At 66.2% G+C, this 17,758-nt stretch carries 19 protein-coding genes; 7 read left to right on the forward strand and 12 right to left on the reverse strand.

The features are described from left to right. Positions 1-82 precede the first annotated feature (82 nt). The 3 genes from ACP7AB_RS12895 to ACP7AB_RS12905 form a co-directional block, all read right to left on the reverse strand. Complete coding sequence (locus ACP7AB_RS12895; protein ID WP_425991839.1) at positions 83-2,137, reverse strand: TonB-dependent receptor plug domain-containing protein; 2,055 nt, start codon at positions 2,135-2,137, stop codon at positions 83-85. A gap of 115 nt (positions 2,138-2,252) precedes the next feature. Then, a complete protein-coding gene (locus ACP7AB_RS12900) occupies positions 2,253-4,304 on the reverse strand; it encodes a TonB-dependent receptor plug domain-containing protein (RefSeq protein ID WP_425991837.1) in 2,052 nt (683 codons plus the stop codon). A 121-nt stretch (positions 4,305-4,425) separates the two neighbouring features. Further along, a complete protein-coding gene (locus ACP7AB_RS12905) occupies positions 4,426-4,965 on the reverse strand; it encodes a hypothetical protein (RefSeq protein ID WP_425991835.1) in 540 nt (179 codons plus the stop codon). Positions 4,966-5,099: 134 nt separating this feature from the next. On the opposite strand from ACP7AB_RS12905, the gene ACP7AB_RS12910 reads away from it, so the two are divergent. Next, the gene (locus tag ACP7AB_RS12910; protein ID WP_425991833.1) at positions 5,100-6,050 is read left to right on the forward strand and encodes a TraB/GumN family protein; all 951 of its coding nucleotides are present in this window, start codon (positions 5,100-5,102) and stop codon (positions 6,048-6,050) included. Positions 6,051-6,205: 155 nt separating this feature from the next. On the opposite strand, the gene ACP7AB_RS12915 is transcribed toward ACP7AB_RS12910, so the two are convergent. The 9 genes from ACP7AB_RS12915 to ACP7AB_RS12955 form a co-directional block, all read right to left on the reverse strand. Continuing rightward, positions 6,206-6,598, reverse strand: coding sequence for a hypothetical protein (locus ACP7AB_RS12915; protein WP_425991831.1), 393 nt, complete (start codon positions 6,596-6,598; stop codon positions 6,206-6,208). Beyond that, positions 6,592-6,891, reverse strand: coding sequence for a hypothetical protein (locus tag ACP7AB_RS12920; RefSeq protein ID WP_425991829.1), 300 nt, complete (start codon positions 6,889-6,891; stop codon positions 6,592-6,594). Before ACP7AB_RS12920 ends, ACP7AB_RS12915 begins: the two co-directional genes overlap by 7 nt. Before the next feature lie 66 nt (positions 6,892-6,957). Then, the gene (locus ACP7AB_RS12925; protein ID WP_303696601.1) at positions 6,958-7,200 is read right to left on the reverse strand and encodes a hypothetical protein; all 243 of its coding nucleotides are present in this window, start codon (positions 7,198-7,200) and stop codon (positions 6,958-6,960) included. Between the two features lie 80 nt (positions 7,201-7,280). Then, positions 7,281-7,949, reverse strand: a complete 669-nt coding sequence (locus tag ACP7AB_RS12930) for a hypothetical protein (RefSeq protein WP_425991827.1) — start codon at positions 7,947-7,949, stop codon at positions 7,281-7,283. A 154-nt stretch (positions 7,950-8,103) separates the two neighbouring features. Continuing rightward, positions 8,104-8,454 carry a helix-turn-helix domain-containing protein gene (locus tag ACP7AB_RS12935; protein ID WP_425991825.1) on the reverse strand — a complete coding sequence of 117 codons (351 nt, stop codon included), beginning with the start codon at positions 8,452-8,454 and terminating at the stop codon, positions 8,104-8,106. Positions 8,455-8,570: 116 nt separating this feature from the next. Next, positions 8,571-10,001 (reverse strand): metalloprotease TldD, encoded by a 1,431-nt coding sequence (gene tldD, locus ACP7AB_RS12940; protein ID WP_425991823.1) that lies wholly within the window; start codon positions 9,999-10,001, stop codon positions 8,571-8,573. 194 nt (positions 10,002-10,195) lie between these two features. Then, the gene (locus tag ACP7AB_RS12945; protein WP_425991821.1) at positions 10,196-11,065 is read right to left on the reverse strand and encodes a GIN domain-containing protein; all 870 of its coding nucleotides are present in this window, start codon (positions 11,063-11,065) and stop codon (positions 10,196-10,198) included. Next, the gene (locus tag ACP7AB_RS12950; protein ID WP_425991819.1) at positions 11,062-11,655 is read right to left on the reverse strand and encodes a DUF1700 domain-containing protein; all 594 of its coding nucleotides are present in this window, start codon (positions 11,653-11,655) and stop codon (positions 11,062-11,064) included. The genes ACP7AB_RS12945 and ACP7AB_RS12950 overlap by 4 nt, the downstream gene beginning before the upstream one ends. Further along, entirely contained in the window at positions 11,652-12,011 is a 360-nt protein-coding gene (locus tag ACP7AB_RS12955) for a PadR family transcriptional regulator (protein ID WP_425991817.1), read from the reverse strand. The genes ACP7AB_RS12950 and ACP7AB_RS12955 overlap by 4 nt, the downstream gene beginning before the upstream one ends. A 266-nt stretch (positions 12,012-12,277) precedes the next feature. On the opposite strand from ACP7AB_RS12955, the gene coxB reads away from it, so the two are divergent. The 6 genes from coxB (at position 12,278) to ACP7AB_RS12985 (ending at position 17,751) form a co-directional block, all read left to right on the forward strand. Continuing rightward, the gene (gene coxB, locus ACP7AB_RS12960; protein ID WP_425991815.1) at positions 12,278-13,291 is read left to right on the forward strand and encodes a cytochrome c oxidase subunit II; all 1,014 of its coding nucleotides are present in this window, start codon (positions 12,278-12,280) and stop codon (positions 13,289-13,291) included. Positions 13,292-13,310: 19 nt separating this feature from the next. Next, positions 13,311-14,990 (forward strand): cytochrome c oxidase subunit I, encoded by a 1,680-nt coding sequence (gene ctaD / locus ACP7AB_RS12965; protein ID WP_425991813.1) that lies wholly within the window; start codon positions 13,311-13,313, stop codon positions 14,988-14,990. 65 nt (positions 14,991-15,055) lie between these two features. Beyond that, positions 15,056-16,030 (forward strand): heme o synthase, encoded by a 975-nt coding sequence (gene cyoE / locus ACP7AB_RS12970; RefSeq protein ID WP_425991811.1) that lies wholly within the window; start codon positions 15,056-15,058, stop codon positions 16,028-16,030. A 4-nt stretch (positions 16,031-16,034) separates the two neighbouring features. After that, positions 16,035-16,241, forward strand: coding sequence for a hypothetical protein (locus ACP7AB_RS12975; RefSeq protein ID WP_303696591.1), 207 nt, complete (start codon positions 16,035-16,037; stop codon positions 16,239-16,241). After that, on the forward strand, positions 16,241-16,819 hold the full coding sequence (locus ACP7AB_RS12980) for a cytochrome c oxidase assembly protein (protein WP_425991808.1): 579 nt from the start codon (positions 16,241-16,243) through the stop codon (positions 16,817-16,819). The genes ACP7AB_RS12975 and ACP7AB_RS12980 overlap by 1 nt, the downstream gene beginning before the upstream one ends. A 59-nt stretch (positions 16,820-16,878) precedes the next feature. Then, positions 16,879-17,751 carry a cytochrome c oxidase subunit 3 gene (locus ACP7AB_RS12985; RefSeq protein WP_425991806.1) on the forward strand — a complete coding sequence of 291 codons (873 nt, stop codon included), beginning with the start codon at positions 16,879-16,881 and terminating at the stop codon, positions 17,749-17,751. Positions 17,752-17,758: the final 7 nt, after the last annotated feature.

The following is a 17,758-nucleotide window of genomic DNA, read 5'->3' on the forward strand; positions in this document are numbered from 1 at the left end:
TGTGTCGCGAAGCCGGGCCGCCATCTGTCGTGACGGTCTTTGACATCGCCAGCCGACGGGTCTGCCGACCCGGAGGTTGACCCTACAGGGTCTTGCGAATCTGGATGAACAGCCAGGGGCTCATCCTCGTGCCCCGCTCCTCGCGGAACGAAAGAGGGGCGCTGTTGCGCGGGCCGGAATAGACGATGCGTTCGCGGCGCTGCTCCCGGTCGGTGGCGTTGCCCAGGTCGACACGGACGGTCAGGTCGGACCGGGGCTTCCACTGGCCGTAGACGGTCACGAACGGTTCTTCCTCGATGTTGCGCACTTCGCGGATCCGGTACTGGACCGGGTCGTCGAGATTGCAGCCATGCTGGAACCCATACGACCAGCGGCCGCCCCCCAGATCCTGATTGAAGTCGATGCCGCACCCGAAGGCGATCTGGCCCGAGAAGCGGCGGTCTTCGCCGGTCAGAGGGTCCGTCACGCTGGACTGAGACACGGTGGCCCTGGCCACCAGGCGGGCATTGGGCAGGCCCAGCCGATCCATCGGCAGCGTGACCGCAATCTGCTGATAGCTGGACGAGCCATCGCCGATATTGCCGACGGCCTCGAAGCCGCCGGTCAGGGGAATGACGTCGATCAGGTCTTCCCAGCGCTTGAACTGGGCCGTCAGGGTCAGGGCGCCTTCGCCCCAGAAACGGCGCTCATAGACGGCTTCAAGAACCCAGGCCTTGGCCGGCTCCAGTTCGGGGTTGCCGCCCTCGACCTGGTTCAGATCGACGTCGGCCGAGGCGACGAAGTCGCCGAAGTCGAGTTGGCCGATCTCGCGTTCGACGCGCAGACGCAACTGGTGGTCGGCGACCGGGGTCCAGGTCAGCTGGAGGCGTGGCTTGGGATAGACGAAGGTCCTGGTCAGGTCGCTGTCGCCCGACTGGCTGATCTCCGACACCTCGACCCGCAGGGCCGCCTCGACGGTCAGGCTTGGATCGGGCCGCCAGGTCGCCTGGCCGAAGACCTCGCCGCGCAACTCCTCCACCTTCACCGAGGCGGAGGGCAGGGGCACGGGGACGCCGTTCTCGACATAGGTCGTGGCGCTGTCGAGGAAGTTGTAGGCCGCCTCGCCCCCGCCTTCGAAGGCCCAGCGATCTGACGGGCGGAAGCGCAGGACGGCCCGGCCGATCGTCTCGCCCGAAGTTCCTTCCGCGCCGAAGACCGCGCCGTTCAGGCCGCTCCGAGAGGCCGAGGTGCTTTCCTCTGTCGAGTAACGCTGCAGGCCCACCAGCTCCAGCTCGGTACGCTCGCCCAGCGGCCGTGACCAGTTGGCGCCGACCTCCGAGTTGACGCCCTCATAGTCGTTGGCGACGAACTCGTTCTGGCCCGTTCCTGCCAGGATGCGGGTGTCGATCGTGTTGATGCTCTCGAACCAGCCGAGCAGGCCATTCAGGCGGAGCTTGCCGCCGCTGATCTGACGCTGCCAGGCGGCGGTGCCCCGCACATTGCGGAAGCGGTCGTAGCGCTCGAGGTCGGCCTCCTGGATCAGGGCCCCGGCCCCGTTGTAGCGGCGGCGATAGCCGTCGCCGGTGTCATCGGTGCGATCAGTCGTGGCCAGGAGCGAGGCCTCCAGCTGATCGTCCCCTTCGCGCCGCGACCAGGACGCCTTGAGTAGCGGCCCCAGGTAGCCGTCGGGGTAGAGGTAGGTGTTGGCTTCCAGCACCGTCTCGATCTGGACCGTGCGCTTCAGGACGACGTTGGCGATCACGGATCTGCCCTGCATGTCGATGCCGGGCGCGCCGCCGCGGATCAGCTCGATCCGTTCCACGCCGTCTGCCGCGATCCGGCGCAGGATCTCATCCAGTCCGTCGCTCTTGGAGGAGGGTCGGTCTCCGTCGATCAGGACGTTACCCGCCGCACCCGCGAAGCCACGGGTGTCGGTGTTGCCGGTGTCCAGACCGAAGCCCGGCAGTCGGGCGATCATGTCCAGCGCCGTATTCGGGCTGCTGTCGGCGAAGAAAGCGGGTTCGAAGACGAGGACACCCTGCTGGGCCGTATCCACCGCGGGCGCCTGTGCGGCGGTTGTCGGCGCCGCGCTTTGGGCGGCGGCGGTGAACGGAGCTGCGACGAGTATCGTCGTCGCCAGCAAGAGCGCCTTGGTCATATGGAAGCCTCTCCCTGAGAAGACCCTGACGACCGGCTCCGTTCATCTCCAGTTACAAGCGGTACAGGTGGGTTACATTGCCGAAACATTCGTGGCGATGCTGTGGCGATGCGCCTCAGAAGGTCTTGCGGACGCGGATCTGCCAGAAGGTGCGGGGATCGATCGGGCGCAGTTCGACATAGTCGATCGGGCGCGCTGCGGTCCGGTTGGCGAAGACGGTCCGCTCGACCTGGAAGTCGTTCCAGATGTTGACCTTGACCATGACCGACAGGGTCGGAGTCGGCTTGTACTCGACGAAGCCCTCGAAATAGTCGCTGCCGGTGAAGCCGGAGGTCTGGTCCGGATCGTAGGAGAACTGGCGCAGACCCTCCAGATATGTGGCCGACCAGTTGACCTTCCAGGTCGTGATGTCTTGGGAGATCGTGAAGGCGGGCTGGGACGGGCGGACCTGTGAGATGGGGCGCGTCAAGCCGGTGGTCGGATCAGTGACTTCGGTCTTGTTCCAGGTGTTGCGGAAGGCGAACTGTCCGCCCGAGAATCCGGTCCAGTCGAGCGGCACGACCACGTTCACCGCCAGTTGATCGAGCGTGCCGTCACCGATATTGCCCGTCGCCGACAGGTTGCCGGGCAGGGGCAGGCGGTCGATGACGTCGATGATCTCGTCGTGGCGATAGCCGACCGAGACGATGCCGTCGCCGAGAAAGCGGCGTTCGTAGACCAGTTCGGAGATCCAGCGCTGTTCCGGCTCCAGATCGACGTTGCCGCCGAAGACCTGGTCATCGCTGAGTTCGGCTGAGGCGGCGAAGTCGCCGAAGTCGAGCTGGCCCAGTTCACGCTCGAAGCGGAAGCGGACCTGGTTCTGGGGCATGGGGGTCCAGGTGACCTGGACGCGCGGCTTGGCGAAGAAGAAGCTCTTCTCCTGATCGGCGTCGCCGGACTGGGTGATGGTCGAGCCTTCCAGACGCAGGCCGCCCTCGACGGTCAGGTTCGGACGCACCCGCCAGGTCGCCTTTCCGAAGGCCTCGCCGCGCGTCTCCTCGACGGTGACGGATGCTGAGGGCAGGCGCACATTGACGCCGCCGACACTGAAGGCCTGGTCGACGGACAGCATGTTGTAGGCGAGCTCGCCGCCGGCCTCGACGGTCATCGACGACGACCGTTCCCAGCGCAGCAGCGAGCGCAGGATGGTCTCGGACGAATCGCCCGTCGATTCGAACCGTTGCTCGGGGCTGATCACGGCGCCGACGCGGTTGTTGGAGATGGAGGCATTCTCGAAATCGCTCCATTCGCGGATGAAGCGGGTTTCCGAGGTCAGGCCGTCGCGGAGCGGGCGGGTGAAGACCGCGCCGACTTCGCCGCTGGTCCCGGTCTCGTCATAGGAGTTTTCGCGCAGGATTCCGGGGCCGTCCTGGCGGCTCCACTGGCTGTAGTCATTCTGGCCGATGCGAGCGGTCAGGTCGATCTTGCCGCCCATGAAGGCGTTGGCGTAGTTGCCGCGAATGCCTTGGCCGCCGCCGTGCTGGTCGTTGATATAGCCTTCGTCGCGCAGGATGACGCCGTTGCGGTCGCGCCGGATGACGCGGCCCACGCCGTTGGAGTCGTTGATGCTGATGCCGTCGGACAGGGTGAATCCCATGACCCGTTCGCCGTCGCGGGCGGTGAACTGATAGATGCCGTTGGCGGCGTCGCGGCCGCCCTCGAACAGGAAGGCGGTGCCGGTGAAGATCGATTCGTGGCTGGACCGGGTCTTGGTGATGACGTTCACGACGACCGAGTAGCCCTGCATGTCGATGCCGGGCGCGCCGCCGCGGACCAGTTCGATGCGCTCGACCTGGGGGACCAGGGTGCGGCTGAGGACAGAGGACCCCGCGTCGTTCTTGGAGGCGGGGCGGGCGCCGTTGATCAGGACATTGCCGACGGCGCCCTCGAAGCCGCGCGAGCCGTCGCCGTCCTGGACCGAGAAGCCGGGGATGCGGTTGACCATGTCGAGCGCCGTGTTCGGGCGCTGGTCGGCGAAGAAGTCGGGGGTGAAGACCAGCACGCCCTGCTGGCTGGCCTCGGCCTGGGGAGGACTGGTCACCTGGGAGGGCGCGGGCGCGGTCTGCGCCAGGGCGCCGCCGACGCTGAACATGATGGCCGTCGTGGCCAGAAGAATGGTCTTGGTCATCGCCTGGGGTTCCCCTCGTTGCTGGCGAGAGGTGTGACGACCGGCCGCATTCATCTCCAGTTACAAGCTGGACAGGTGGATTAAATCTCTGACAGCATTACAGGGCCGCAATCTTCGTGGCTTATTCTGGCGAATACTGGACCGGTTCAGTGCCTTCATTGGCGGCAGTCGATGCAGGACTTTGCGTAGCGGCGATTTCCAGCCGGTTCCAGCGTAGCGCGCGCTCCCCGGCGTAGTCCGGGCGGGGAGTGTCGAAGCCGAAGGCGCGGGATCCGTCGGCCAGGGGATCGGCGGGAGGGGCGGCGACCTCGATGCCCCCCCTGTCGCTGACCGGTGTCGGCATGGGCATTCGAGGGATGGCGTCGCCCAGGGACTCATCGCCGATCCAGGCGGGCGGCGGCAGGGTGTCGTCGAGTGGCCGTTCGGCGATCCGTTCCAGGGCTGCGCGGTCGAAGCCGTCGTTGAGGGCGCCGACCTCCATGGTCTCGCCGGGCAGGACTTCGTGTTCGACAGGGGGGACCACGGCGATGGCCAGGCCCCGGCCCAGCGCCCGGCCCGTTTCCGATCCGCCCAGCATGACGGCGCCGGCTCCGATGACGCCGACCATGGCGACGGCGGCGAGGCCGAGGCGAACCTCGGTGCGGGACAGGGGATGGGCCATGGCGGTCGGGACCTGACGGAGGGCTGCGGCGTTAGCGGAACACGGCGGCGGCGGCGCGGTTCCGCCACCACGGCCACGCTTGAGCCACAACCGATACCGATATTCCAGTGCGGACAAACGGGGAGAATTCGGACATGCGGAAATGGCTCACAGGGCTGGCGCTGGTTGCGACCCTCGCGGGGGCCGCGCCTGCGTTTGCCCAGGATCCTGTCTCCCAGGACGAAGACCGGGTCGAGGATGTCGTGGTCATCGCGCGCCGGGCGGGCGCGCCGATGTGGACGGTGAAACGGGGCGACAGCACAGTGATCCTGGTCGGATCGATCCGGGGCCTGCCGCGCGACTTCCAGTGGCGGCCCGAGGCGCTGGAAGAGGCGACCGGACGGGCCGACCGAATCCTCTATCCACCCTATGCCCGTGTCTCCGCCAGTGACTTCATGCGTCTGCTCTGGCGCAGCCGCACGATCACGCGATTGCCGGACGACACGACATCGGCGGACCATCTTCCGGTCGGTCTCCAGGGGCGTCTCGAGGCCGTCATGGTCGGGGAAAGGAACGAGGACTGGCGCCGCCGGAGCTTCCTGATCACCAGCGACGACCTGTTGAAGCGGGCGGGGCTGGTGCGGGGCGGACGCGACGCCGACGATGTCGTCCGGGGCGCGGCCCGACGCGCCGATGTTGAGGGCGAGGCGGTCGGCTTCGTGCGGGGCGACGAGATCATCGACAATCTGATCACCCAGTCGCCGTCCGCCTATGAGCCCTGCATGGCCGCCAGCATCGCGGCGGCCGAGGCGGGCGACGGCCTGTTCGCGGACCGGGCCGACGACTGGCGCAGCCTGCGCGTGGCCGAGGTGATCGCCAACCCCCTGGATGTGGCGTTGGGCCAGTGCTGGCCCTGGGGCGATCCGACGATCGGCCCGCAACTGCGAGGGCAATGGCTGACGGCCCTGTCGACGGCGCTGGACGCGCCGGGCGTGACCCTGGCCGTCGCCCCGCTGCGCCTGCTCGCAGAGCCCGGCGGGGTGCTGGACGGGCTTCAGGCGGATGGTCTGGACGTGCGGGGGCCGGACTGGACGGCGGAACCCTGACCGAACTCCAAAACACCGTCCGAAGCGTCCGAAGCGTCCGAAGCGTTCGGATATCCGAAGGGATGGCGATGTCACAGACCGTAACCGGTCACTCCTGGCAGGTCGCGGCGTCAGACCCGGTCGTGGGCCTTGGGCCATCGTCCGTCCGGTTGACGTTATCGTGCGATCAACAAGGGCCCCAGAGCCGATCCGGCCGGGACCGGCGTGGCCCAGACGGAGCCGTCGGATCGCCAGCCGGTGTCGATGTCGAAGGCGACTTCCCGTGTGGCGGCGGCGACGAAATCGATCAGCAGGCCGGGACCGAAGGCCGTCTGCACGATTGCGCCGGGCGGCGTCGAATCGGTGGCGAAGAGCGCCAGGATCCGATCGGTCGGGGCGAGCATCCCCATGGCGTGACCGTGCAGAGGGAAGACGCAAAAGGGAGCCATCTGGTCCGCGATCGTCCGGCACAGGCCCCAGGTCCAGGACTGATCGTCCCTGTTGATCAGGGCGGCGGTGTCAGGCAGGCCCGAGACGGTGGCCGTCAACTGCCGACCGTCGTTCAGCAAGGCCGTCCGGCCCAGCGCGGTATCGACCTGCGCGCGCCGACCACGACGACGGCGTTCGGCTCGATCTCCGTAGAAGACAGATAGATGTTCAGCGTGTCTTCGAATGTGAGCGTCGTCGTCTGCAACAGGTGCGTTCGCCTCAGCCAGACCAGCGGCGCGCCGCCCGCCGTCCCTGGGGCGCCAGACGCGAAGGGGCCGTGCCGGACGGCGGCGAACAGATAGAGGGCCATGTCCTCCCGGTTCAGCGACTGGACCGTGTGCGGAGACAGGGTGATCGTCAGATGGCGGGTCATGGCGATCTCCGGGAGGACATGGAGAGGAGAGCGTCGAGGCGAAGGACGACTTCGCCCCGACCGACCTCAGTAGACGCAGGACAGACCGGAGGTCGAATTATTGAAGACCCCCAGAGGGTTACCGTTCACGGGCAGGACGAACGTGTGAACCTGATTGCCGACGAACGGGACGACGATCGGTCCCATGGCGGCCAGTGTGTAGGTGACGTTGCCGGTGGCCGGATTGGTCGTCGTCAGGGTGACGTTGTTGGGGATGACGCCGCCGGCGAAGGCGTGCGCCTGACCTTTGAGGATAATGGTTTGGGGCATGGTTGTGGTCCTTGATGAAGGAAGAAAGGACTCGGACGTCCGATGGGGGCGACCGCCCGCGCCAGGTCGGGCAGCAGGGGTCAGGAGTCCTCGATCAAGAGGGGCACGAGGTTCTCGTTCGCCTTGACCGGCACGCCCCAGGTGCCGCCGTCCCAGGCCCAGCCCTTGTTGATGTCGAAGGAGACGGCGCGGGTGCTGTCGGCGGTCAGATCGATCAGCAGGCCCGACGCATAGGCCTTGTAGATCACCGTGCCGGTGTTGACGGTGTTGGAGGCGAAGGTCAGCAGGACCTTCTCGATCGGCACCACGACATCCAGCATGTTGCCGTGCAGGGGGATGGCGCACATCGGATTGGCGGACCCGTTGTTCATCTGGGAGATGCCGGCCGTCAGGGGCATGCTGGACTGATTGAAGATGGAAATCGCCAGCGGCGTGCCTTCGCTGACCGGAGTCAGGTTCTGGTCCTCATCGACATTGGCGGTCTGGCCCAGATTGATGTCGACATTGGCGCTGGCGTCGATGACGCCGTTGGAGATGATCTGATCCGTCGAGATGTAGGCCTGATACTGCTCGGTCCATTTGACCCTGGTGGTGTTCAGGAAGTTCAGATCGGTGAACCAGACCAGCGGCGCGGCGCCGACCACGGTGCTCTTGACGGCCTTGAACCCGTACAGGGCATAGCCGCCGTCCTTCAGCTCTTTGACGGTCTCGGGGGACAGGGAGATATCGATTTCATAGGGCGTGGACATGGCGGATCTCGTGGCGAAAGGTCGCCCCGGCAGGGCCGGGCGTGGATGGCGAAATGCAATCCATGCGATAATAATCGCCGCTATTTACTACCTTAGGTAGGATTGTTCCTTGTGTCCCGCACACGAAAGCGGGCGACCTCTTGCGCGCGGCGCTTCAAGGGTGGTCCCGGACGGGTTTGAGAATTCTGACCAGGCCGACCAGCGCGTCGACCGCTTCAGAGGCGCGATCTTCGGACAGATCCGCCAGAAGCTCCCGGGTCAGCCGATCGAGCTTCGCGTCCTCGTCCCTGTGGGCATGGACATGGCCGCGCCCGGTCAGGAGCCAGTCCAGCGAGACATCGAGCGCGCGACAAAGTTTGACGGCGTTGTCCAGCGAGATCGACGGACCCCGGCGCCATCGGCTGATGGCGCTTTCATCGACGCCCAGCTCGACGGCCAGCGCGTATGACTTGTGAATCCTTTGCGCTTTCAGCGCCTGATCCAGTCGTTCCTTCCAGCCCTGCATTGTTCAAACCCCGCATCGCGCCGCGTCCCGAGGCATTCGGGCCGACCTGCAGGATCATAGAACATTTAGTGAACGTCGGGGAGACGCAAGGCGAAGACGGGGGTGTTGGGGACGTCTCAGACCGCCGTGCCGCCCACCGTCAGGCCGCCGATCTTGAGCGAGGGCTGGCCGATGCCGACCGGCACGCCCTGGCCCGCCTTGCCGCAGACGCCGACGCCGGGGTCGAAGGCGAAGTCGTCACCGATCATCGAGACATTGGTCAGGGCCGTGGCGCCGTCGCCGATCAGGGTCGCGCCGCGCACGGGGGCGGTGATCTTCCCGTCCTCGATCAGATAGGCCTCGGTGCACTGGAAGACGAACTTGCCGTTGGTGATGTCCACCTGACCGCCGCCGAAGTTGGCGGCATAGAGGCCGCGTTTGGTCGAGGCGATCATGTCGGCCTGTTTGGCCGAGCCGCCCTCCATGAAGGTGTTGGTCATGCGCGGCATGGGCTGGTGGGCAAACGATTGGCGGCGGCCGTTGCCGGTGGCGCGCTGGCCCAGCTGACGCGCCGACAGGCGGTCGTTCATCAGCCCGACCATGATGCCGTCCTCGATCAGGACGGTGCGCGAGGTCGGGGTGCCTTCGTCATCGACGCTCAGAGATCCGCGCCGGCCGGCGATGGAGCCGTCATCGACGATGGTGACGCCCGGCGCGGCGACGCGCTGGCCCATCATGCCGGAGAAGACCGACGAGCCCTTGCGGTGGAAGTCGCCCTCGAAGCCGTGGCCGATAGCCTCGTGCAGCAGGACGCCGGGCCAGCCGGCGGCGAGAACGACATCCATCTCTCCGGCCGGGCAGTCGACCGCCTCGAGATTGACCAGGGCGCCGCGCAGGGCCTCATCCACCTGGGCCTGCCAGCGGTCGGGCGTAATCCAGTTTTCGAACCCGGCCCGGCCGCCCGCGGCGTTGGACATGGTCTCACGCCGGCCGTCCTTCTCCACCGTGATGGAGACGTTCAGCCGCACGAGCGGGCGCACGTCTCGCACGGTCAGGGCGTCGGCCCGCAGGATCTCAATGGCGCGGCGCTCGCCGACGATGGAGGCCGAGACCTGGACGACGCGCGGGTCGCGGGCGCGGGCCCAGGCGTCGATCTCCTGCAGCAGGGCGATCTTGTCGGAGAAGGCGGGCGAGGCAAGAGGATCGATGTCCCCGTAGAGCTTCTGGTTGGTGGCGCGGGGCCCCTCGGCGGTGACGCCGGCGTGGCCGGACTTGGCCAGCGCCGCCGAATCGGCGGCGCGGCGGAGGGCGGCCGAGCTGATCTCGTTGGCGTGGGCGTAGCCGGCGGTTTCTCCCGCCACGACGCGCAGGCCGAAGCCCTCGGTGGCGTCATAGGCGGCAGCCTTCAGACGGCCGTCGTCGAAGACGAGCGATTCGGACTCGGAGCGTTCAAGAAACAGTTCGCCGTCATCGGCGCCGTGCAGCGCCTCCCGGAGGATCGACAGGGCTTCGTCAGGATCGACGCCCGAGGTTTCGAGCAGGGGAGGCGGAGGGATGTGGACGGTCATCCCCGGAAGATAGGGAGGCGATCAGTGATTGTCTCCTCCCTGCGCAGCAGGCGTGGGGAGGTGGATCCGTAGCGAAGCGAAGGAGACGGAGGGGTTCTTCGTGCGGCAAGAACCCCTCCGTCAGCTCGTGAAGAGCTCGCTGCCACCTCCCCATTCGCCAAGCGGCGAACGGGGAGGAGACGCTGACGGACTGGCTACGGCGCCGGGACTTCCCTCGAGGTGCTGACCGACACGCCTTCCGCACGGCCGATTTCCCGTGAGGTGGTGATCGTGGTGGAGACCGTTGCGAAGTCCACCTCGCCGGAACCCGAGACCTGCTGGTTGACCGTCGCCGGACGGGTGGTCAGGACCGTGTCGCCCGATCCTGAGATCGAGATGTCCGCCTTGCCCGTCGGAGCCACCACCGCGTCTCCCGACCCGGCGATGGCGACATTGGCGTCAGTCGTGACGAGCGAGCCCAGGTCGGCGTCGCCGGAGCCGGAGATATCGACTTCGAGGGCGCGGGTACGACCGGTCGCCGAAACCTCGCCGGAACCCGAGATATCGACCGACAGGGTGTCCTGGTCATAGTCGCGCAGCAGCACGCTGGCCGAGCCTTCCACATTGAAGGTGTTGATGGCGGGCGCCGTGACGACGATCTTCACCTCTTCGGAATGGACCCAGATGCCCCGGCCGTGTTCGTTCCGGCCGAAGACGACCGTCTCGTGGTTGGGACCGTCTGTGTCCGCCCAGGTCAGGCGTCCATCGACCAGTCGCACCTTTTCCACCAGTTGGGCCGGGCCCGTGACGGTGACGCCGGGCGTATCGCCCTGGACATATTCGACGTCGGCCGACAGATCGACGGTCAGGGTCTGACCGCCGGTCCACTCCAGGGTCCGGGTCGTATCGAGGTCGCGCGTGCCGTCCTCGCGCCTGAACGAGACGGTGTCGCCATCACGGTCGTTGAAGGTCCACTCCCAGCCGTGGCGGGCCATGTCGCGGCCCCCCAGGGCAAAGGCGCCGGCGATGGAGGCCGTGGCCAGGACGAGGCCGGCCGCGGCGATGATGAGAAGGGTCCGGATCATGCGACGTCTCCCACGACGGTATTGGTGGATTGGGGATCGAGCGCCGGCTTCAGCAGGCGGTAGTGCAGGCGGGCGAACCAGACGATGGCGTTGATCAGGCCGATGGTGACGACGGCCAGAAGCGCTCCGGCCGAGGTTGCGCCGGCCATCAGGCCAAGGCCGGCCAGAATAGCGCCAAGGGCGCCTCCGGGACCGTCCGCGAACGGCCCGGCGACCATGAGCACGCCGCCGCCGATGAAGAGGCCTATGACCGCCATGGCGACGCCGAACAGGGTGCCGATCACGCCCATCAGGATGGGCAGCAGGATCAGGATGTCGATGGCGCCCAGGCCGAGCACCGCGAAGACGGCGGCGGCGGCGGCGGAGGGGTTCTTCTCCTGATGCCAGCGTTGGGCGCCGGCCTCGGCGCGGAGTTCACGAGCGAGGCGGGCCGGATCACCGAGCGCGGTGGCCACCTCGGCCTCCGAGCGGCCGGCGGCTATGCCGTCGTCGAAATGCGTCTCGTAGTCCGCGACGATCTCGGCGGCCACGGACATCGGCAGGCCGACGAGGCCCTGTCTCAGGCGACTGAGAAATTCGGTTCGTGTCATGCTGCTTCTCCCGGAGCAGGAGCCACGGGTGCTTCGTCATTGGCGACGATCGCATCCACGGCGCGAGTGAAATGGGTCCATTCGGCGGACTGGGCGACCAGCGCGTCGCGCCCGGCCGGGCTGAGCCGATAGTATTTGCGCGACGGCCCCGACGATGATTCGACCAGATAGGTCTCCACCAGCCCGTCGGTCTGCATGCGGCGCATGAGCGGGTAGATGGTGCCTTCGCCCATGTCGATCGCATCCGACAGGCGGCTGGCGATCTCGTAGGCATAGCTGTCGGCGCGGGCCAGGAGGGCCAGGACACATAGTCCGAGCACCCCCTTCTTCAACTGGATCTCTATGGTTTCGGGCATGTCCGAACACCTCCTTTGATTTCCATAGGCTATCGCAAGGTATCTTGCGGCGCAAGGTAGCTGTTAAAACATGACAGCGATTTAAGAATCGACGTTCTCTCCCGAGGCGCGACGAAATCGCGCCTGCGACGCCCAATCGCTTGGCAACCGCGAACCGGGGCGATATGGACCGGCCCTGAAACGCCGTGTCTCCAGAGAGCCCGGCCAAGTATATGCGAGTGGATCGCAAATACTTGATGCAGATGACTTTGATGAGGATTTCTCGCATGGGACTGGGCACTCGAGCCCTGAGCAAGGCCGGTGGCGTTCTGGCCTCCGCATCGCTCGCCGTCTTCTTCGCCACCCCGACGTGGGCGCAGGACCTGATGGGCCAGCCGACGCCGGGCGGCATCGGCCTGCAGCCGGCTGCGTCGCCGCTGAAGCATCAGGCGCATATCTTCCACGACGCCATCCTGATGCCGATCATCACCGCGATCTGCGTGCTGGTGCTGGGCCTGATCATCTGGATCGCCATCCGCTATAACGAGAAGGCCAATCCGGTTCCGGCGAAGTGGAGCCACAACACCCTGATCGAGATCATCTGGACGGTCCTGCCCGTCATGATCCTGGTCGGCATCTCGCTGTTCTCGTTCCGCCTGCTGTTCGCCTATCACGACATGCCGACGCCGGACCTGACGGTGAAGGCCACGGGCAACCAGTGGAACTGGGCCTATGAGTACCCGGACCAGGGCATCGCCGAATACATCTCGGCCATGCTTCCGGAAGACGAGGCCCGCGCCCAGAACGTCCCGTACCGCCTGGCCGCCAGCGAGCCGATCGTGGTGCCGGTCGGCAAGACCGTCCGCGTGCTGGTGACCGCCGCCGACGTGATCCACGCCTTCGCCCTGCCGGCCTTCGGCCTGAAGACCGACGCCGTCCCCGGCCGGGTCAACGAGACCTGGTTCCGCGCCGAGCGCACGGGCGTCTTCTACGGCCAGTGCTCGGAACTTTGCGGCGTCGACCATGCCTTCATGCCGATCCAGATCAATGTCGTGACGGAGGCCGAGTTCGCGGTCTGGGTCGCCTCCAAGGGCGGCTCGATGACCCCGGCCACGGCCGCTGAAGCGCCTGGCGGCACCGCCGCCCAGGTCGCGGTCGGCACGACTGACGCGGCCGCTCCGGCCGCTCCCGTCGCCGGCGCGATCCCGACCGCCCAGACTGCAACCACGCCGACGGCTCCCGCCGCCGGAACCGCTCCCGCTGCGACGGCCCCCGCCGCCGCGGCCCCGGCCGCCCAGTAACCGCGAGCCAGAGACCGAAATGGCCACCGACATCACCGCTGACACGCACGCGAATCCCGGGCACGACGCCCATGAGGAGCACGATCACAAGCCGGGCTTCTTCACCCGCTGGTTCCTGTCCACCAACCACAAGGACATCGGCACCCTCTACCTGCTGTTCGCCATCATGGCGGGCCTGGTCGGCGGTTTCCTGTCCGGCCTGATTCGCCTGGAACTGGCCGCACCCGGCATCCAGTATTTCGTCGAAGGCGGCCTGATCCAGCAACTGGGCATCGTTGAAGCCTCCAAGCATGGCTACAACGTCACCGTCACGGCCCACGCCCTGATCATGATCTTCTTCATGGTCATGCCCGCCATGATCGGCGGCTTCGGCAACTGGTTCGTTCCGATCATGATCGGCGCGCCGGACATGGCCTTCCCGCGCATGAACAACATCTCCTTCTGGCTGCTGGTCGCGGCCTGGGTGCTGCTGTGCCTGTCGATGTTCGTCGACGGCGGTCCGGGCAAGGGCTTCGGTGGCGGCTGGACCATCTATCCGCCGCTCTCGACCGTCGGCCACACCGGCCCGGCCATGGATCTGGCAATCTTTTCCCTGCACGTCGCGGGCGCTTCGTCGATCCTCGGCGCGATCAACTTCATCACCACCATCTTCAACATGCGCGCGCCGGGCATGACCCTGCACCGGATGCCCCTGTTCGCCTGGTCGGTGCTGGTCACCGCCTTCTTGCTGCTGCTGTCGCTGCCCGTTCTGGCGGGCGCCATCACCATGCTGCTGACGGACCGGAACTTCGGCACCCACTTCTTCGATCCGGCCGGCGGCGGCGACCCGGTGATGTTCCAGCACCTGTTCTGGTTCTTCGGTCACCCCGAGGTCTACATCCTGATCCTGCCAGGCTTCGGCATCATCTCGCACATCGTCTCGACCTTCTCGAAGAAGCCCGTGTTCGGCTACCTCGCCATGGCCTACGCCATGGTCGCCATCGGCTTCGTCGGGTTCATCGTGTGGGCCCACCACATGTACACGGTCGGCATGAGCGTGAACCTGCGCGCCTATTTCATCGCTGCGACCATGATCATCGCTGTGCCGACGGGGGTGAAGATCTTCAGCTGGATCGCCACGATGTGGGGCGGTTCGGTCAGCTTCAAGACCCCTATGCTGTGGGCCATCGGCTTCATCTTCCTGTTCACCGTCGGCGGTGTGACCGGCGTGGTCCTGTCCAATGCGGGCATCGATTACAGCCTGCATGACACCTATTACGTGGTGGCCCACTTCCACTACGTGCTGTCGCTGGGCGCCGTGTTCGCGATCTTCGCGGGCTTCTACTACTGGTTCGAGAAGATGTTCGGCGTGAAGTACAACGAATATCTGGGTGCGACGCACTTCTGGATCATGTTCGTCGGCGTGAACATCGTCTTCTTCCCGCAGCACTTCCTGGGTCTGCAGGGCATGCCGCGCCGCTATGTCGACTATCCGGAAGCCTTTACCCTCTGGAACCAGGTCTCCTCGGTCGGCTATGCGATCACGGTTGTCGGCGTGCTGGTCTTCCTGATCATGCTGGTCGAGGCCGCCGTTCGTCGCCGTCCGGGTGTCGCCAACCCCTGGGGTGAAGGCGCCACGACCCTGGAGTGGACCCTGTCCTCACCGCCGCCGCACCATCAGTTCAACGAACTGCCGGTGGTGAAGGGCGACAGCCACTAAACCCCTCCCGTCCGTGTTAGGATGAGGGCCGCCTTCCGACCCCGGGAGGCGGCCCCTCTCATTTGATGACTCAAGCCCCAGCCCCCATCCAGGTCCACGTCCCGTCGACAACCCAGCCGGAAGATTTCTTCCAGCTGCTGAAGCCGCGCGTGATGTCGCTGGTAGTGTTCACCGCCGCGACCGGCCTGGTCGTCGCGCCGGGCTCGATCAACCCTCTGGTCGCCGCCATCGCCATCCTGTGCATCGCCGTCGGCGCGGGCGCGGCGGGCGCGCTGAACATGGCGATCGAGGGCGAGACCGACGCCTTGATGCGCCGCACGCGGGGCCGTCCCGTCGCTGCGGGGCGACTGAAGCGCAACGACGCCATCGCCTTCGGCATCGTCCTTTCGGTCTTTTCGGTCATGCTGCTGGGCATGAACACAAACTGGTTCGCGGCCGGTCTGCTGGCCATGACCATCGTCTATTACGCCGTCTTCTACACGATGATGTTGAAGCGCCGGACGCCGCAGAACATCGTCATCGGCGGGGCGGCGGGCGCCTTCCCGCCCGTGATCGGCTGGGCCGCCGCGACCGGATCGGCGCCGTGGCAGGCGTGGCTGCTGTTCCTGATCATCTTCCTGTGGACCCCGCCGCACAGCTGGGCCCTGGCCCTGTATTCGGCCGGCGACTACGCCAAGGCCGGCATCCCGATGATGCCGGTGGCCAAGGGGGCGAAATCGACCCGGCTGCAGATCCTGCTCTACAGCCTGATTTTCGTGCCGGTCGCGATCGCCCCGGGCGTCGTCGGCATGGGGGGTGGCATCTATCTGACCGTCTCGATCGTCGGCGGCCTGGCCTTCCTGGCCCTGGCCGCACGGCTGTGGCGCTCCCGCGCCGGGGACGCGCCCGACAAGGCCGAGGCCGTGGGGCGAGAGGCCGCATTGTATGATGTCCGCGTCGAGGCCAAACCGGCGCGGAACCTGTTCGCCTTCTCGATCCTGTATCTGATGGCGCTGTTCGCGGCCCTTCTGGTCGAGAGCTTCGTCGTTCCCGGAACCTGAGCCCATGCCCGTCTATCTGACGCCTGAACAACTCGCGGCCCGCAACAAGCGCAGTCTTTGGATCGCCGTGGGCCTGGTCGCCTTCATCGTGCTGATCTTCACCACGACCTTCATGCGGATGCAGGCGAACATGACGGCCCGTACGGCCCAGGACCGTGCATTGGCGTCCGCGCCCGCGCAGCCTGCGTCGATGGCTGAGACCTCCAACTGATGGCCGCGCCCCGATCCGCAAAACTGATCGCCCTGCTGTGCGCCGGGGTGGTCGTGACCATGACCGGCGCCGCCTTCGCGGCGGTGCCGCTGTACCGGATGTTTTGTCAGGTCACCGGCTTCAACGGTACGACGATGAAGGCGGACAAGGCTCCGACGGAGACGCTGGACCGGGAAGTGGTTATCCGCTTCGACACCAATGTTCGGGGCCTGCCCATGGTGTTCAAGGCTGAACAGGTCACTCAGCGGGTGAAGATCGGCGAGACCGGTATCGCGTATTTCGACGTCACCAACACCTCGGACAAGCCGATCCTGGCCCGCGCCAGCTACAACGTCGTGCCTGAGCAGACGGGAGCCTATTTCCAGAAGCTGCAATGCTTCTGCTTCGACGATCAGACGATCGCGGCGGGCGAGACCCGCCAGTTCCCGATGCAGTATTTCATCGCGCCCGAGATGGTCGATGACCGCGAGGTTGCGGGCGTCAACGAGATCACCCTGAGCTACACCTTCTATCCCGTGCAGGACGATCAGGGGGCTTCTAATCAGAACGCCTCCCGCGGGGGCACTGGCGCGGGCTGAACGCCGACGCTATAGCCCGTTCGAACTTCTCCTCTCTCGCCGATTCAGAGACACGACGCATGGCCCACGCCGCTCCACACCACGACTATCACCTGGTCGATCCCAGCCCCTATCCGCTGGTCGCCTCGATCGCGACGACGGTCATGATGGTCGGCGCCGTGGCCTGGATGAAGGGCCTCTTCGGCCTGCCGGAAGGCACGTCGTGGCTGTTCTTCGCCGGTCTGGCCGGCGTGCTCTACTCGGCCTTCGGCTGGTGGTCGGACGTGATCAAGGAAAGCCGTCGCGGCGATCACACGCCGGTCGTCTCGATCGGCCTGCGCTACGGCATGGTGCTGTTCATCGCGTCGGAGATCATGTTCTTCGCCGCCTTCTTCTGGATGTTCTTCGAGATGGCGGTCTTCAACGAAGCCCGCGCCCACATCCCGGAAATCTCCAACTGGGCCGATACCGCCGCCGCCTGGTCGACCTGGCCGCCCAAGGGCGTCGAGGTTCTGGATCCGTGGCAGCTGCCGCTGTTGAACACCGTAATCCTGCTGCTGTCCGGCACGACCGTCACCTGGGCGCACCACGCCCTCCAGGTCGGCGACCGCAACGGCGCCAAGATGGGCCTGGTCATCACCGTGGTCCTGGGCGCGCTGTTCACCGCGGTTCAGGTCTATGAATACCAACACATCCTCCACGAGAACCTGTTCTTCAACGCGGAAGCCGCCAACTCGGGCCTGTACGGTTCGATCTTCTTCATGGCGACGGGTTTCCACGGCTTCCACGTCCTGCTCGGCACCATCTTCCTGGCCGTCTGCCTGCTGCGCCTGCTGGCCGGCCAGATGACGCCTCAGAAGCATTTCGGCTTCGAGGCCGCCGCCTGGTACTGGCATTTCGTGGACGTGGTCTGGCTGTTCCTGTTCGCCTTCGTCTATGTGACGTTCGGCTAGGGACGGC

It is taken from the genome of Brevundimonas sp. TWP3-1-2b1 (assembly GCF_049896165.1).
Lineage (GTDB): Bacteria > Pseudomonadota > Alphaproteobacteria > Caulobacterales > Caulobacteraceae > Brevundimonas > Brevundimonas subvibrioides_B.

Coding starts and splice junctions, on each gene's coding strand:
- ACP7AB_RS12895 (WP_425991839.1), bottom strand. CDS start 2,137: ATGACCAAGGCGCTCTTGCTGGCGACGACGATACTCGTCGCAGCTCCG.
- ACP7AB_RS12900 (WP_425991837.1), bottom strand. CDS start 4,304: ATGACCAAGACCATTCTTCTGGCCACGACGGCCATCATGTTCAGCGTC.
- ACP7AB_RS12905 (WP_425991835.1), bottom strand. CDS start 4,965: ATGGCCCATCCCCTGTCCCGCACCGAGGTTCGCCTCGGCCTCGCCGCC.
- ACP7AB_RS12910 (WP_425991833.1), top strand. CDS start 5,100: ATGCGGAAATGGCTCACAGGGCTGGCGCTGGTTGCGACCCTCGCGGGG.
- ACP7AB_RS12920 (WP_425991829.1), bottom strand. CDS start 6,891: ATGACCCGCCATCTGACGATCACCCTGTCTCCGCACACGGTCCAGTCG.
- ACP7AB_RS12925 (WP_303696601.1), bottom strand. CDS start 7,200: ATGCCCCAAACCATTATCCTCAAAGGTCAGGCGCACGCCTTCGCCGGC.
- ACP7AB_RS12930 (WP_425991827.1), bottom strand. CDS start 7,949: ATGTCCACGCCCTATGAAATCGATATCTCCCTGTCCCCCGAGACCGTC.
- ACP7AB_RS12935 (WP_425991825.1), bottom strand. CDS start 8,454: ATGCAGGGCTGGAAGGAACGACTGGATCAGGCGCTGAAAGCGCAAAGG.
- tldD (WP_425991823.1), bottom strand. CDS start 10,001: ATGACCGTCCACATCCCTCCGCCTCCCCTGCTCGAAACCTCGGGCGTC.
- ACP7AB_RS12945 (WP_425991821.1), bottom strand. CDS start 11,065: ATGATCCGGACCCTTCTCATCATCGCCGCGGCCGGCCTCGTCCTGGCC.
- ACP7AB_RS12950 (WP_425991819.1), bottom strand. CDS start 11,655: ATGACACGAACCGAATTTCTCAGTCGCCTGAGACAGGGCCTCGTCGGC.
- ACP7AB_RS12955 (WP_425991817.1), bottom strand. CDS start 12,011: ATGCCCGAAACCATAGAGATCCAGTTGAAGAAGGGGGTGCTCGGACTA.
- coxB (WP_425991815.1), top strand. CDS start 12,278: ATGGGACTGGGCACTCGAGCCCTGAGCAAGGCCGGTGGCGTTCTGGCC.
- ctaD (WP_425991813.1), top strand. CDS start 13,311: ATGGCCACCGACATCACCGCTGACACGCACGCGAATCCCGGGCACGAC.
- cyoE (WP_425991811.1), top strand. CDS start 15,056: ATGACTCAAGCCCCAGCCCCCATCCAGGTCCACGTCCCGTCGACAACC.
- ACP7AB_RS12975 (WP_303696591.1), top strand. CDS start 16,035: ATGCCCGTCTATCTGACGCCTGAACAACTCGCGGCCCGCAACAAGCGC.
- ACP7AB_RS12980 (WP_425991808.1), top strand. CDS start 16,241: ATGGCCGCGCCCCGATCCGCAAAACTGATCGCCCTGCTGTGCGCCGGG.
- ACP7AB_RS12985 (WP_425991806.1), top strand. CDS start 16,879: ATGGCCCACGCCGCTCCACACCACGACTATCACCTGGTCGATCCCAGC.